The sequence below is a fragment of the Synechococcus sp. R5-12 genome (assembly GCF_047502655.1).
Taxonomy (GTDB): Bacteria; Cyanobacteriota; Cyanobacteriia; order Thermostichales; family Thermostichaceae; genus Thermostichus.
In genome coordinates this window covers 1-14,107 of the sequence record NZ_JANSIM010000163.1, presented here as the reverse complement: position 1 = coordinate 14,107, position 14,107 = coordinate 1, and the positions used below count along the sequence as shown (strand labels likewise).

At 57.9% G+C, this 14,107-nt stretch carries 10 protein-coding genes; 5 read left to right on the top strand and 5 right to left on the bottom strand.

Annotated features, from left to right (window positions below):
- The 3 genes from NW843_RS09380 to NW843_RS09370 all read right to left on the bottom strand — a co-directional run.
- Nucleotides 1-1,816 (bottom strand): DUF4347 domain-containing protein (locus NW843_RS09380; RefSeq protein ID WP_414522778.1); only part of this gene is annotated, 1,816 nt, incomplete at its 3' end.
- Nucleotides 1,817-1,898: 82 nt separating this feature from the next.
- On the bottom strand, nucleotides 1,899-2,516 hold the full coding sequence (locus NW843_RS09375; RefSeq protein ID WP_414522777.1) for a hypothetical protein: 618 nt from the start codon (nucleotides 2,514-2,516) through the stop codon (nucleotides 1,899-1,901).
- A 373-nt stretch (nucleotides 2,517-2,889) separates the two neighbouring features.
- On the bottom strand, nucleotides 2,890-3,948 hold the full coding sequence (locus tag NW843_RS09370; RefSeq protein ID WP_414522776.1) for a vWA domain-containing protein: 1,059 nt from the start codon (nucleotides 3,946-3,948) through the stop codon (nucleotides 2,890-2,892).
- A gap of 447 nt (nucleotides 3,949-4,395) precedes the next feature.
- Here NW843_RS09370 and NW843_RS09365 point away from each other — a divergent pair, with 447 nt between their 5' ends.
- Nucleotides 4,396-5,106 (top strand): hypothetical protein, encoded by a 711-nt coding sequence (locus NW843_RS09365; protein ID WP_414330718.1) that lies wholly within the window; start codon nucleotides 4,396-4,398, stop codon nucleotides 5,104-5,106.
- 39 nt (nucleotides 5,107-5,145) lie between these two features.
- On the opposite strand, the gene tyrS is transcribed toward NW843_RS09365, so the two are convergent.
- Complete coding sequence (gene tyrS / locus NW843_RS09360) at nucleotides 5,146-6,342, bottom strand: tyrosine--tRNA ligase (RefSeq protein ID WP_414522779.1); 1,197 nt, start codon at nucleotides 6,340-6,342, stop codon at nucleotides 5,146-5,148.
- A gap of 247 nt (nucleotides 6,343-6,589) precedes the next feature.
- Between tyrS and NW843_RS09355 the strand changes: the two genes are divergently transcribed.
- The 3 genes from NW843_RS09355 to NW843_RS09345 all read left to right on the top strand — a co-directional run bounded on the left by NW843_RS09355 (nucleotide 6,590) and on the right by NW843_RS09345 (nucleotide 9,797).
- On the top strand, nucleotides 6,590-8,578 hold the full coding sequence (locus NW843_RS09355) for a transglycosylase domain-containing protein (protein WP_414522775.1): 1,989 nt from the start codon (nucleotides 6,590-6,592) through the stop codon (nucleotides 8,576-8,578).
- A complete protein-coding gene (locus tag NW843_RS09350) occupies nucleotides 8,575-8,934 on the top strand; it encodes a hypothetical protein (RefSeq protein WP_414522774.1) in 360 nt (119 codons plus the stop codon). The genes NW843_RS09355 and NW843_RS09350 overlap by 4 nt, the downstream gene beginning before the upstream one ends.
- Before the next feature lie 263 nt (nucleotides 8,935-9,197).
- Entirely contained in the window at nucleotides 9,198-9,797 is a 600-nt protein-coding gene (locus NW843_RS09345; RefSeq protein ID WP_414522773.1) for a superoxide dismutase, read from the top strand.
- A gap of 97 nt (nucleotides 9,798-9,894) precedes the next feature.
- Here the strand turns inward: NW843_RS09345 and NW843_RS09340 are convergent, their stop codons facing one another.
- Nucleotides 9,895-11,538: a serine/threonine protein kinase gene (locus NW843_RS09340; RefSeq protein WP_414522772.1), complete on the bottom strand. Its 1,644-nt coding sequence runs from the start codon at nucleotides 11,536-11,538 to the stop codon at nucleotides 9,895-9,897.
- A gap of 275 nt (nucleotides 11,539-11,813) precedes the next feature.
- On the opposite strand from NW843_RS09340, the gene NW843_RS09335 reads away from it, so the two are divergent.
- On the top strand, nucleotides 11,814-13,892 hold the full coding sequence (locus NW843_RS09335) for a cation:proton antiporter (RefSeq protein WP_414522771.1): 2,079 nt from the start codon (nucleotides 11,814-11,816) through the stop codon (nucleotides 13,890-13,892).
- The last annotated feature ends 215 nt before the right edge of the window (nucleotides 13,893-14,107 follow it).

The following is a 14,107-nucleotide window of genomic DNA, read 5'->3' as shown; positions in this document are numbered from 1 at the left end:
TTTCCGTCGGCGTCGGTGTTGGCGTGGGCTTTTGCGTCGGCGTCGGTGTTGGCGTCGGGGTAGAGGCAGGAGTGACTGTAATAGTGATGGTTGCTTTGTTAGAAATTAACCCTTGCGTGTCCTTTACTGTGTACTTGATTGGAGTGGTAGGGCCTGTGAAGCTCGGCACTGGAGTGAAGGTGACTTCCCCAGTGCTTAGATTGAGGGTATATGTGCCTTCCCCAGCAACTGTCAGAGTGGTTTGCTGTCCAGGAATGAGCGGGTCTAGGTCGATAGTAGCGGGATCCAAGTCAAAAGCGTAGGCTGTGTCATTGAACAGCACATTGATGGTGACCGGTGTATTGGCTGGGGTGGTGGCAGTGTCATCATTAGCAACGGGGTTGTAAGCAACAATGCCCCCTCCTGCCGTCATGTCCCAACCGCCGTTAACCTCTTTCGTATTGTTCGGAAACGTTGTGAAGTCTTGGATTGAGCCAGTTACGTCATTCCCAACTACTGAGTAACCATAGAACGTTTGACCAGATCCTATGCCCAGATCCTGGTAACTTACGAAAACACCCGACAGGCTTTGAGTACCTGTGGTAGCTGTAATATTCGTATTCAGACTGGCAGTTCCGCAATTGTCGCTGTAAATCTTTGTAAGTGATATCACTGTTCCTAGTCCCCAACCAGTAGCCGGGACCGAGATGACAGGGCCATAAACAAATTGTGTGGGATTTGAATCGAGTTTCGTAATAGCAGCAATTTTAAAACTATCGTTTCCTCCTCTATCTAGAAGTAGGAAGCCAATCTTATCAAGGTTTGTAGAAGGGGCAGTTATTCCGCCTGGGGTTATAAAGTCTACCCTCTCAATATTATTACTGTTCACACTGATAATATTTGTAAATAGATTATCCGTGCCAGCTTTGATAACCGGGTTTAAGGGATTGATTAGGATAGCTTGCTCCATCGACGTAATTCCTAGAGTGCCAGGAGTGTCTGGCGGAATAACCCAGACAATGTTGCATACACCAGATTTATTGGGGTTATCGACTCTCCTCAGAACAACTTGATCGGTTGCACCAATGAGAGACAGCTTTTGGCCACTCACCTGAATGTCTGTCAGTACAGATCCAGCACCTAAGGTGGGAACAGCAGCGGCTTGGAGTGTGTGCTGATAGCTGTGATCAATCACTCCTTCGACCACAATCGTAGGTGCGGTAACGCTGCCAGCCGCGGCTTCTAAAATCCAATCTGCTCCGGCTTCGGCATAGCCTGTGAGGTTGGTAGAAGCAGCGATATCAGCTCCTGTCAGGCGGGCTATTTGCTCTATGAAAAGTCTGCCCTCCAGCCCTGCCGCCACCTCGCAGCCGTAGATTAAAATGTCCGCATCGTCCGCAAGGCTAGATTTCCACTTTGCCAGTAGGTCCGCGTACTCGGGCAAGTTTTCTCGGTTAAGAACTCTTCTGCCCAAGGAGAGTGAGCCTGCCTGCCCGTGAGACAGGATGTGCAGGGTTTTGATGCCTTTTCGTCCTCGCAGTGTCTCTGTGATCTGCTCAATCCCATCTCTATTGGGATCCAGAAAAACAACTTCCGCTCCAGGACGAATGCCTGCCAGCAAGATCGCCAAGTCCGGCAAGGCTTGATCGATAAAGACCAGCTCATCCTGCTTGGGGTGTTGTAGAGACGTTTCCCTAGACGCAGAGAAGCTAGCTTGCTCTACCCCCAAGAGAACCATTAGCAGGGCTGTGGAAACGGTGCCCAAGCTGCGACTAAAAAAGCAAAGCAATCTTTCCAGTTGACCAGGACGAAATGAAGACGGTTTTGAGGTCAGCATTCAACACTCCTCGGCTCTCTCAGCGCGTTCTCTTGAAACACAAAATCAGCTCACATCAAACTTGACTAAAACGAGGCAGCCATCAATTATCTACCCTCACCGAAACCGTGTTGCTAAAGAGCAATGAGCCCGATGCTGAACGAACCACGGCTCTGTTGGTGATGATGGTGGGAAGAGCGGGAGCTTCAGGAGCAGGCACAAATGGAGTCGGCGTAGGTGCCGGCGGTAGGGGCACCGGAATGCGGAGGCGGCAGGGCTGATCCGATTGATTGCCTTCTGGGGCATAGCAAACGCGAATGAGATCTTCCACAAAGCGAAGCTGATTAAAACTAAGTTGATCCGCTTGTCGAATAATGTCCGTAATGATTTCCTCCAGGTCTCGGGCTGTTCTGGAAAGAGGTACGCTGACAAACAGAATATTCTCCAGATCCCTAATTTCTGGAGGCGCTAAGTTGGAGAAAGGTACTCTATCCCGCTCCCGCAGCAAGATGCGATAAAGGGCTTCGCTCCAAGGGGAAACATCCACAGCAGCACTGAAAACAAATCCCCGCAGGGGTGTAGGCTGGCCGGACTGACGCCCTTGGCCCAATAGGTTGGACTGAACCGATACCAACTTCCCCGGCGGTTGAATAATCGATCCGGAAAAGGGGATGGTGAACCGCAAGTTGCCCTCCAAGGCAGTGGTTGACAAGGCAGGCAACAAAATGTCTCCTCTTGAGCTTAGGTTGAACAACTCAACCTTATTGCCTCTTGAAAAGAGCGGCCCTCCCGAACAAAGGGCGGCTGTTGAGCCTGAAGGGCAAAGCTGAGCAAAGGGATCCACCACCAATCCCAAAATGGCAGAGGTAGAGCCAGAGCCAGAGCCGGGATCCCTTAGCGGCGACCCCACGGTCGAGGGGCTGCTGGAGGTACCACCACCGCAACCTTTCAGGAAAACCGTTAGGGAACCTGTAAGCACTGCCGCCAGGACAAGCGCAGCCGGTTGCCAAAATCTTCTGGGTATACCGAGTCGTCGAAACATTTGCTTATCGCCTCGCTCTCGATTAGGGATGTTGTCAGCCTGCGGAATGACTCTAGCGGGATCCCACCGTGAGAACAGCGTCGCTGAATGGCGCCACAAAACGGCTGCCTTCTCTCTCAACTCTCAGCTCGCCACTGAGAAGATAAGAACCAGCAGATAGCGGAACATTGCTTTGCACCCTCATTTGCAGGCGGTGCTCCCCAATAGCAGCAGGGAATAAGTTGGCAAAGGGAGCTTCCAGCTCTTCAGAAAACCGTGCCAGCACAAAAGTCCCCTCAGTAGCTGCAGCCAGACGCTGTAACTCCAGAAGATTCAAATCGACCCCCAACCCAACCACATACACGGTGAGTTTCTGTCCTCGCTCTCTGGCCAGGGCTGTCAGCTCCTGGGTAGTTTGGTTGATGGAGCGGGTGCTTTCGTTGTCGATACCATCGGTAAACACCACCAAACGGCGGTTGAAACGCTCGGTGGGCCGAAAGTCGCTTAAGAAACGCCCCGCTTCCACCGTGGCATCGTAGAGGGCAGTGTTCCCCCCCGGAACAGCGCGCAAAACGCCTCGTCTCAGCAGCTCTTTGTCGCCGGTGAAGTCCTGCAATAGCTGAGCTGTGCGCAGGGGCTGCCCCAAAGCTGTAAGGCCAAAACCTGCCCCCCGGTTGTCAAAGCGCAGAATGGCGCCCAGATCCAGGGGTGCAGGGCGAAATTGATCCAAGAGCCGAAAAACAGCCAGGAAGCGCCGAGATTGGGGATCCAAAACCAGCAGGCTGCCTGAGCCATCCATCAGCACTGCCATGAGCAAAGGCCGCTGAGCCAGATCCGGCGGGGGGTTCTCGATCCGGGTGGGTGTCAGGGTCAAGGCTACCGGCTGCGGGATCCCTAGCAAGTCGGTTACCCGGTTTACCTGCAGGCTGACCTGACTGGCAGAGAGCTGGGTTATTGGTTGGGGCGGATCCCCGCCTTGCAAGAGGGCGATGTTGAACTCCATTTCCCCTTGTGTGCCAGAAAAGGAGCGGGTCAGAGCCCCATTGAACGTCAGGCGAGCTTGGGATCCCACAGCAGACGGATCAATGCCTGTACCGCCGGAAGAGCCACAGCCGACAAGGCAGCTTCCCACGAGCACCAGGAGAAGCAGCCAACCAGCTTTTTGGCTTTTTACTTGACCGGGCTGTATTTTTACAGTCATTGCAGCTGCCAGTGCAAGCATAGTGGGGTGGCATGAAAGTACGGAGTTACAATACCACCCAGTAATTCCGAAAGCTACTGTAGCGCTTGGTGTAGGCGTAAAGATTTTTACTGCAGTTAGAGGATCTCGAGTTCATCTTTTTTCACAATGCGAGCACAGCGGGTCTCAGCTTTGAGCCTAGTAGGGCGGCTAAAGCCTGTCTGCTCCGAGAATTGCTTCGAGATAAAGACCCCTTTGTTTTGCCACTTGTGGCAAGCGTTCTCGCTGACCAATTGTCAAATAAGCCGGCGCTCTCCTCCGTGGCCTATAGTTCATAGCAGCTCATCAGTGCAGGTGTAAGCTCTAAAAGGATCCCCTGGGTGAGGAGGAGAACTGAACATGGCGGCAAAGCAACTCAAGTTCTATTGGAGCCCCCAACACCAGCTCTTTAGCTGCGATGGCGCCAAGTTGGAGGGGCACGGCTACATCCAAACCAACCCCTCCCATGACCTGGTTCACCTGCTCATTGCCGCCAACGGCAACATGCCCTGGCAGCCGGTGGAAAGCCGCGAGCAAACCTGCTTTGCCGAGTACAACGCGGTAATGCTGGAGCACCTGTTGGTCAACTGCTTCAACGCAGCGGTGCTGGGATCCCTGCCTGCCCAGCAGATCATCCCAGAGGCGCGGAAGTTCTTGCGGTGGTTTGTTTCAGAACACTACGCCCCTTTCCCGGTTTCTGAAGAAGAGGCTTTTCGTCGCTTTGCTGCGCACCTGGATATTGAGCGCATTGTGCGTTTGTTCCCCTATTTTTACAGTCTGCGGGCTTGGGAATGCTTCAGCCTCGATTACCGCGCCGAGACCTACGACCTGGAGTTCACCTCCGAGGATGATCCCGTTCGAGAGGCCCCGGAATGGGCGGCGGATCCCAACATCTTGGAGACTCAGGAGCTGGTGCGGCAAAAGCTCTCTGAGGCAGTAGCCGAGGCGGGCTCGATCCGGCCCAAACCGGAGCCCGTTTTCCCGCCAACTTCGTCAGCTTCTCCTCTGTCCGATCCCCCAGCCAAGACCAGGCAGAAAAAAACCGGACTCGGCTTCAAGCCTGCCCGTTGATGGATCCCCTCACCCCTTTCCCACAGGGAGAGGGGAAGACTAATCTGCGCCCTCCACCAGCCGGCGAAAGGCTTTTTTGCCCACCTGCAAAACCCGTCCTGCCAGCTCCGAGACATGGGCAAACTCCAGGTCGGGATCCTCCACCTTTTGCCCATCCAGGCGCACAGCGCCCCCTTGGATCTGCCGACGGGCTTCCGCAGCACTCTTGCACAGGCCGGATTCTCGCAGGATATAGCTGAGCTTAACAGGGTAGGACAGCCGGTCGATGGCAAAGGTGGGGATGGATCCCGTTTCGGCAAGAATACCGTCTAGCACCAACGCTTGAGCGGTGCGCTGGGCCTCTTCTGCCGCTGCAGGGGAGTGAAACTGGGCCACTAGGGTCTTGGCTAGGAGGATCTGCCGCTGGCGGGGATCCTGCGGCAGCTCGGCAAGGGGCACTGAGGTGAGCAACTCAAAGTAGCGCTCCACCAGGTGATCCGGCACCTTCTCCAGCTTGGAGTACATGGTGAGGGGATCCTCAGTCAGCCCCACGTAGTTGTTTTTGGACTTGGACATTTTCTGGTACCCGTCCAGCCCCTCCAAAAGCGGCACCGTCAGGCAAAACTGCGGCGTTTGGCCCTTCCAGATTTGCAGATCTCGCCCAGTGAGCAGGTTAAAGCGCTGGTCGGTTCCCCCCAGTTCCACATCGGCTGCGAGGGCCACCGAGTCGTAACCCTGCAAGAGGGGGTAGAGAAATTCGTGCAAGTATACCGGCGTCCCGGCTTGGTAGCGCTGGGCAAAGTCTTCTTTGGCCAGCATCTGCCCCACCGTCATCTGGGCCTGGAGTTCGATCAGCTCGCTGAGAGTCAGGCGGGCCAGCCACTCGCTGTTGCGGCGCACCTCCAGCCGGCCAGGGGTCTCAAAATCCAAGATCTTGCCGGCCTGCTCCAAGTAGGTGCGGGCGTTTTCCTCCACTTCTGCCGGGGTGAGGCGGGGACGGGCCTCCGATTGGCCGGTGGGATCCCCGACCAGCGCCGTGAAGTCCCCGATGAGCAAAATAGCCACATGGCCCGCATCCTGGAACTGGCGCAACTTGCGCAACACCACTGAATGGCCCAGGTGTAGATCCGGTCGGGTGGGATCGATGCCCAGCTTCACCCGCAAGGGACGATTTGTTGTGGCCAGGCGCTCCGCCAGGGCAGCAGGCCCTCCCGGAAAGATCTCGGCCACCCCCCGCTCAACAATTTGGGCTATCAACGGATCCCGGTACGTTGGCGAAACTGAGGCTGACGATAAACTCAAATCCTGCTCCTCCGGCTGAACCCATGAGCCATTTTAAGCCCACGCAAAAGATGCTCGATTCTCAACTCAAGATCTTCTCCCCCTAGCCCGGTTGGAGTTGTCGATGGGCAGGGTTGGCCATCCTGCTGCCCCAATAGACGCCGCCCTATAATGGGTCTGGCTTGTTGTTGCTTTGCAACACGGACGTGACAGGGTTTTTGACGTGACCTACGGTCGCAGACCATTGGCCCGCCAGGCGAGAAAGCCAGGGGTAGAGCGTTTCTCCAATTCCCCCTTTTCCCGATCGGGGTTTGACGAGCACGCCGACTATGCCCCACCCGCCCGCCCCTCCCGGATCGCCCAGGTTGCCGGTGTGGTGGGCAATCTGTTGCTGGGATCCCTGCTCTTGGGATCCACGGCAACGGCTGCCGGATTGGTGGGGCTGGCCATTAGCTTCCGCAACTTGCCGGACGTGCATCAATTGCGGGATTACGTGCCCATTGCCACCACCCACATTGTCGATATTCGGGGCGAGCCCATTGCCAGCCTACACGGGGAGGCCAACCGGGAAGTGATCTCCCTTGAACAGGTCTCGCCGGAGATGAAAAAGGCCTTGCTGGCCATTGAAGACAGCCACTTTTACACCCATCCAGGCATTAATCCGGTCAGCTTGGGCCGGGCGATCCTAGGCAGTGTGGAGGGGGGTATAGGCTCGGCGGGGGGGGGATCCACCCTGACAATGCAGTTGGTCAAGAACCTGTTTTTGAGGCCGGAGCGTACCCTCAGCCGTAAAGTCGCCGAGATCGTGTTGGCGGTGCGCCTAGAACAGGTCTTCAGCAAAGACGAGATCCTGGAGATGTACCTCAACCAGGTGTACTGGGGGCACAATCTCTACGGCATCCAGGCGGCAGCCCGCAGCTACTTCAACAAGGATGCGTCTGAACTGAACTTGGCTGAAGCGGCGATGTTGGCCGGGATCCTGCCGGCCCCGGAAACCCTTAGCCCCTTTCGCAACCTGGAGGGAGCCAAACGGCGGCAACACCTGGTGCTGGATCGTCTGGTGGAGCTGAAGTGGATTACCCCCGAGGAAGCCCAGGCGGCGCGGGAGCAAAAGCTGACCTTAGGCCGCATTACCTCCTTTCAAAGTAACGCCCCAGCAGTTACCGACGCCATTGAGGCGGAGCTGCGGCGCCGCTATGGGGAACAAGCTCTAATGCAAGGAGGTCTGCGGGTTCAGTCCACCATCGATCTGCGTCTGCAGCGCCTTGCCCAGCGCATTGTCAATGAAGATGGCCCCCGCATTGGGGCAGCTCGTCGTGCCGATCAAATGGCTTTGGCGGCAGTGGATCCCCGTACCGGCTATGTGAAAGCCATTGTGGGCGGGATCAACGCTCAGCGGGGCCAATTTAACCGCGCCACCCAGGCGTTTCGCCAAACGGGATCCACCTTCAAGCCTTACGTATACTACGCAGCTCTGGCCAGCGGGCGCTATTCACCCGGCAGCATTTTGGAAGATACCCCCGTCACCTATCCCGGCTCGCCGCCCTACAGCCCGAAAAACTACGACAACACCTTTTATGGCTCCCTCACCTTTGCTCGGGCTTTGGAGCTCTCCCGCAACGTGCCCACGGTCAAGTTGGCCGATGATGTTGGGATCCGCAACGTCATCGCAGTGGCTCAGGCCACGGGTATTACTGCCGAGATGTTTCCCAACTTGGCCACAGCTTTGGGCTCGGCCAGCGTCAGCCCCCTGGAGATGGCGGCTAGCTATGCGGTGTTTGCCAACGGCGGATATCGGGTGGAGCCGACCCTCTTGGCCCAGGTGGTGGATCGCAACGGCCAAATCCTCTTCGAGGCCAGGCCCCAGCCGGAGCGGGTTTTGGATCCCTGGGCGGTGGCGGTGCTCAACCAAATCCTCAAAGGGGTAGTGACCCAAGGCACCGGGACGGCGGCTCGTTTGGATGACGGGCGACCCGTGGCCGGTAAAACCGGCACCACCTCCGATTTCCGCGACGCTTGGTTCATCGGCTATGTGCCGCAACTGTCTACCGCCATTTGGATCGGCAACGACAACAACTCTCCCATGCTGCCGGGTACGGCAGGAGGCGCTTTTGTGGCCCCCACTTGGAAGCGCTTTATGACTGAGGCTCTGCAAGGGATCCCACCTCAGGACTTCCCCAGCCCGCATCAATTTCCCCCTCCCCGACCATGAGCTACAGCGAGGAGCGGCTGGCGCGCATCGAGCGCACGGTGGAGGCCAATGCCCAGGCCATCGCCCAACTGACTCGACAGAACCAAGAGGTGCTGCAAACCATTGCCGGCACCGAGGAGCGCATTGCCAGGGCCGAGGAGCGCATTGCCAGAGCCGAGGAACGCATTGCTGGCGCCGAAGAACGTCTGGAGGCCGAGGTCAAACGCTGGGACGAGCGGTTTTTCCAGCTCAGCCGCGATACCCTCAACTTCACCCGCAATGTAGTGACCATCGCCGCCATCACGGCTGTTTTGATCCCCCTGCTCAAGGATGTCGCTCCCCTGCTGATTGAGCTGCTGCGGGAGGGATCCCGTTAGCCCTCTGTAGCTGGGACATCTCGCTTTTCCAACCACTGGCCAACGAGTGGTTGTCGGCCATTGGGCTGAGACAGCCGCGGTTCCACCTCTCTGGGGTCGAGCAGGGTTCCAACCGGAATCGAGGTGTCCAAGGGATCCCAGCGCGTACTGATTCTGAGTTACACTAAGACTGCAAAGAAAGGTAACGCCTTTTTCTGGTTCTCCTGACCCTTCACCGCGTTCTTTCTTGCATTCCTTGCACAAGACACAGAGGACAGACGATTATGGCTTTTGAACTCCCGGCTCTGCCCTATCCTGCCGACGCGCTGAAGCCCTACATGTCGGCAGAAACCTTCTCCTACCACCACGGCAAGCACCACGCAGCCTACGTAGCCAACCTGAACAAGCTCATCGAGGGCACCGATCTGGCCAACAAGTCTCTGGAGGAGATCATCAAAGCCACCTTTGGGGATCCTGACAAAGCGGGTATCTTCAACAATGCCGCCCAAGTTTGGAATCACACCTTTTTCTGGGAATCCATGAAGCCGGGCGGGGGAGGTGCGCCTACCGGGCCTATTGCCGACAAGATCAACGCCGACTTTGGCGGCTATGACAAGTTTGCAGAAGCCTTCAAGACGGCAGCCGCCACCCAATTTGGCAGCGGTTGGGCCTGGCTGGTGCTGGAGGATGGCACCCTGAAGGTCACCAAAACCCCCAATGCCGAAAACCCCCTGGTTCACGGCCAAACGCCCCTGCTCACCTTGGATGTGTGGGAGCACGCCTACTACCTGGATTACCAAAACCGGCGGCCTGACTTCATCAATGCCTACCTGGAGCACCTGGTGAACTGGGATGCCGCCAATGCCCGGCTGGCTGCCGCCTGACTCTACCTGTTCTGGGATCCCTTGACGGGGGATCCCATCGAAGACTAGCCTCGCGTAGCTTTTTGCGAAGGGATCCTTGGGGATCCCTTTTTTGCGCCTAGTCTTTCCCCAAGCGTTCTCGCTCCTCGCGCAACCGCTCCAGAAAGCCAGGGGTGGGAGGTTGGGTTGGAGGGGCTGCAAGGGGAGCAGAAGTTGGAGCAACCCGGTTCACTTGGGGAAACAAAGGTTGATTGATGGGCGGCGGGGGGAGAGGCTTGGCTGGGACAGGGGCTGGAGAAGGTGGAGCAGCGGGCGTGGGCACGGCAACCGGTCGGGGCGGCGGCGCAGCAGGCACTGGAGTGGGAGGGGACACCTGCCGAGTTGGAGCGGGGGGCTGAGGGGTAGGGGACACTGCCTCTGGAGTTGCCGCTGGCCTGGGTGTGGGCTCGCTTGCGGACTCATCGATTCCCAGATCTGGGGCGGGATCATCCTCAAACACCGGTTTGCCCTCCGGATCCCGCGGCAGCCAGTCCAGCAGAGGTTCAGGAGTGGCTGAGGGATCCCGCTCAGGGTGCTCTGCACCGCCGACTGGAAGGGGGCGTTCGGGGGCAGCAGGCGGTCTTTCGCTGCCTGGGCCCGGATCCAACAGCAGACGCAGGCCCCAGAAGGTGCTCCCCGCAATGACAACAAAAAGGGCTATCCCAGCCCAGAGGGGAAACGGCTTGGCCTCGGGCTCCGCTTGGGTACTGAGCAGGTGTGTGCCCGACTGCCCTGCATCTACCGCCGCCAGGGTACGCTCGGAGAAGATGGGTGCGGTTGGGGGGGGCGCGAGGGAAGAGCCGGCAGCGCTCTGGGAGTGCAGGGATCCCTCCAATTGGGCGCTGAGAACCTTCATATCTTGGGGCCGCCGGTCGGGATCTTTGGCCAGACAGGAGAGCACCACCTGTTCCAGCTGCAGCGGAATCTCATAGGGCAAATTCGAGCGATCGAAGGGCTGAGGCTGTTGGTAATTGTGGGCCTCGTACCAGCCGGGGAAAGAATCGCTCTTCGGCTGGAGGGGGTGTTGCCCGGTCAACATGCGGTAGAGCACTACGCCAAGCGAGTAGATATCCGAGCGGGCATCCAGGGCTTCCCCGCGCACCTGTTCGGGAGAGGCATAGCGCACCGTACCCAAAAAGCCGGTGGTCTGGGTGCCGAGGGCAAGGGAAACCTCGCTGAGCAGCTTAGCAATGCCGAAATCCAAGATTTTGACGGTTTCCCCCAGGGTTTCATCTTTCAGGACGAAGAGGTTGCTGGGTTTGATGTCGCGATGGATCACCCCCTTGATGAGATGGCCATCCTGCTCAGTCTCCAGGTTGTGGGCGTAATAGAGACCGGCACACACTTGGCGGGCCATCCTCACCACCTGTTGAGGCGGCAGCACCGGCTGCTTGAGCATTAGCTCCCCCAAACTGCGCCCCGTTAGGTATTCCATCACCAGGTAAGGTTGGTCGTTCTCTAGGCCATAGTCCAATACTTTGACAATGGCAGGGTGCTCCCCCAGCAGCGTGCTGATGCGAATTTCCTGCTGAAAACGTTTGTGCAACTGGCGTCGGGTGTTGTCATCGCCTGCTAAGTTTTGGTGCAACAGCTTGACCGCCACCGGACGGTTGAACAGGCGCGTATCGACAGCCTTGAACACCCGCCCCATGCCACCTGCTGCAATGCTGTGAACCAGTTGATAGCGCTGGCCGATCACTTTTCCAGGAGCAAGCTGGTGCATGGGCAGCCCAAGAGCATGTACCCTCTGATTCTAATGCGTGTTTCTCGGGAGTTTCTCTTGCCTTTCTCCGGCCATCCCTGCCCAGCAGTCTTCATTCCCAATGTATTTGATGTGCTTTTAAGTACTTGTTAAACGCCCTGCCAGCGATTGAAGGCTGGACAAAGACTGTGGACTACGGACTGTGGACTACGGAGATCTACTTTAGAGCCGAGGGAATCTGATAGACTCATGCGGGCGCTTTGCCGGGTCTGTTATCGCTGTCTGTCGGGTGATTTATGCTGGCTCACTGGCTCAAAATGTCGGGGATCCCTCTAGCCCTGATCGGCCCTGTTGAGAATCCGGTGCTGGTGTTTTTGATCATCCTGACCATCATGCTGGTGGCTCCCTTGCTATTTGAGCGGCTGCGCCTGCCGGGGATCATCGGGTTAATCTTGGCTGGGCTGGTGGTGGGGCCCTACGGCTTGGGCATCTTGCGGCGGGACGAGACCATCATCCTGCTGGGCACGGTGGGGCTGTTGTTTCTCATGTTCATGGCGGGGCTGGAGACCAGTCTGGAAGATTTGAAGCTCAATGCCGGGAAGGCCACCATCTTCGGGGCGCTCACCTTTCTGTTGCCCATGCTCATCGGCACAGCAGCCATGTTGGCCATTGGGTATGGCTTTCTGGCGGCGGTGCTGGTGGCCTCTTGTTTTGCCTCTCACACCCTGATCGGTCTGCCCATCATCTCGAAGCTGGGGTTGATGCGCCTGCAGACGGTGAGGGCAACTTTGGGGGCCACCCTTATCACGAATGTCCTGGCTTTGTTGGTGCTGGCGGTGGTGGTGCGCGCCCACCAAGGGGAGCTGTCGCTGCGCTTTTGGCTGACGTTGATCCCTTCCATTGCCCTCTACACGTTTGCCACCCTGTGGGGGGTGCCTAAGCTGGGCAGTTGGTTCTTTCAACGCTTTGGTCACGACGAGGGAGCAGAGTTTACTTTCGTGATCGCCACTTTGTTTGTGGTGGCCTACGGAGCGGGGTTGATCGGCATTGAGCCGGTGGTGGGAGCCTTTCTGGCCGGGACGGCCATTACCCCCATCATCCCCCAGCTCAGCCCCCTGATGAACCGGATCCAGTTTATCGGCAACACCCTGTTTGTGCCTTTTTTCTTGATCTCGGTGGGGATGCTGATCAATCCCGGCATTCTCTTGGGAGAGCCGCGCTCGCTGCTGGTGGGAGGGGTGATGATCGCAGCGGAGGTGGTGAGCAAGTTTCTGGCCGCTTGGATCCCGGCCCAACTGTTTGGCTGGCGCTTTGCCAGCGCTATGGTTATGTTCGGCCTGTCGATGGCTCAGGCGGCGGCTACCCTGGCGGCCATCACGGTGGCCTTTCAGGTGGAGTTGGTGGATGAGCTGACGGTGAACGGCACCATTGCCATGATCCTCGTGACCTGTGTTGCCTCGCCTTGGATTGTGGCCCGCTGGGGAGAGCAAATGCAGCCAGCCGAAGTGGCGGCAGAGTCCACCGAATTGCCCAAGCCGGATTGGGGAGCTCGCGTCTTGGTGCCGGTGGCCAACCCGGATACCGAAAGCAACCTGCTGCAGTTGGCGTTGATTTTGGCCAAAAAAGATGGGGGAACGCTGCTGCCGCTGCATGTTTTGTCTGACCGCGCCGGGATCTCGCCGGCAGCCCTGGCCCGGCAGGAGCAGTTGTTGACCTTTGCAGAAGCTCTGGCCCACAGCGCCGTGACCCGAGTGGAGCCGATTCGGCGGGTGGATGACTCGGTGGAAAAAGGGATCATTCGCTCGGCGGCGGAACGGCAGGCAACCTTGGTGATCCTGGGCTGGAAGGGCTACTCCACCTATGCGGAGAACTTTTTCGGCAGCATCATTGACGCGGTGGTGCGGCAGGTGGGGATCCCAGTGTTGATCACGCGGTTTCCGGTACCCATCGAGACGGCGCGCCGCATCCTCTTGGTTGCACCGGAGCTGGAGGTCTCTCCCGGATCCCTGCAGCAGACCATTGGGCTGGCACAAACGCTGGCCGGCGAATTGAAAGCAGGTTTGCAGATCCTGCTGGTGCAAACCCGACCTGGGCGGAAAAGCTCCCCAGCCTTGCCGGCAGAAAGCTATGCCCACTTGCCGGTTCAGCGGGTGCAGGGGGGGGTGGTGGCGGAAGCCTTCAAAGCGCTGCAGCCAGGAGATGTGTTGGTATTGGTTCCCAGCGAAACCGGCAACCGGTCGCGTCTAGGCCGAGAGCCGGAGACCATCGCCCGCAACCGACCCAGCCTTCCCATCATCGTGGTGCATTTGCCACGGGATTCAGCTCATCCCTTGCGCCAAGGAGATGGGGTTCTGGCGGCCGCAGAGCCCACTTGACAGGGATGGCATTGGGGTGTTGTCTGGCGGACTGGAGCTCTTGTCTCAACGACGCCCCGGCTCCCTTGGTAAACTGGGATACCCCAGGTTCGGAGCAGTCGTGAGCCAGAAGGGAGGCCCAGAGCCATAGACTATGTTGATTGAGGAAGTGGGGATGGTACCCTACGGAGCACAGGAGCATGACTCTAGTCAATAATAAGCTCAACTATACTGAA

Coding starts and splice junctions, on each gene's coding strand:
- NW843_RS09365 (WP_414330718.1), top strand. CDS start 4,396: ATGGCGGCAAAGCAACTCAAGTTCTATTGGAGCCCCCAACACCAGCTC.
- NW843_RS09350 (WP_414522774.1), top strand. CDS start 8,575: ATGAGCTACAGCGAGGAGCGGCTGGCGCGCATCGAGCGCACGGTGGAG.
- NW843_RS09345 (WP_414522773.1), top strand. CDS start 9,198: ATGGCTTTTGAACTCCCGGCTCTGCCCTATCCTGCCGACGCGCTGAAG.
- NW843_RS09340 (WP_414522772.1), bottom strand. CDS start 11,538: ATGCACCAGCTTGCTCCTGGAAAAGTGATCGGCCAGCGCTATCAACTG.
- NW843_RS09335 (WP_414522771.1), top strand. CDS start 11,814: ATGCTGGCTCACTGGCTCAAAATGTCGGGGATCCCTCTAGCCCTGATC.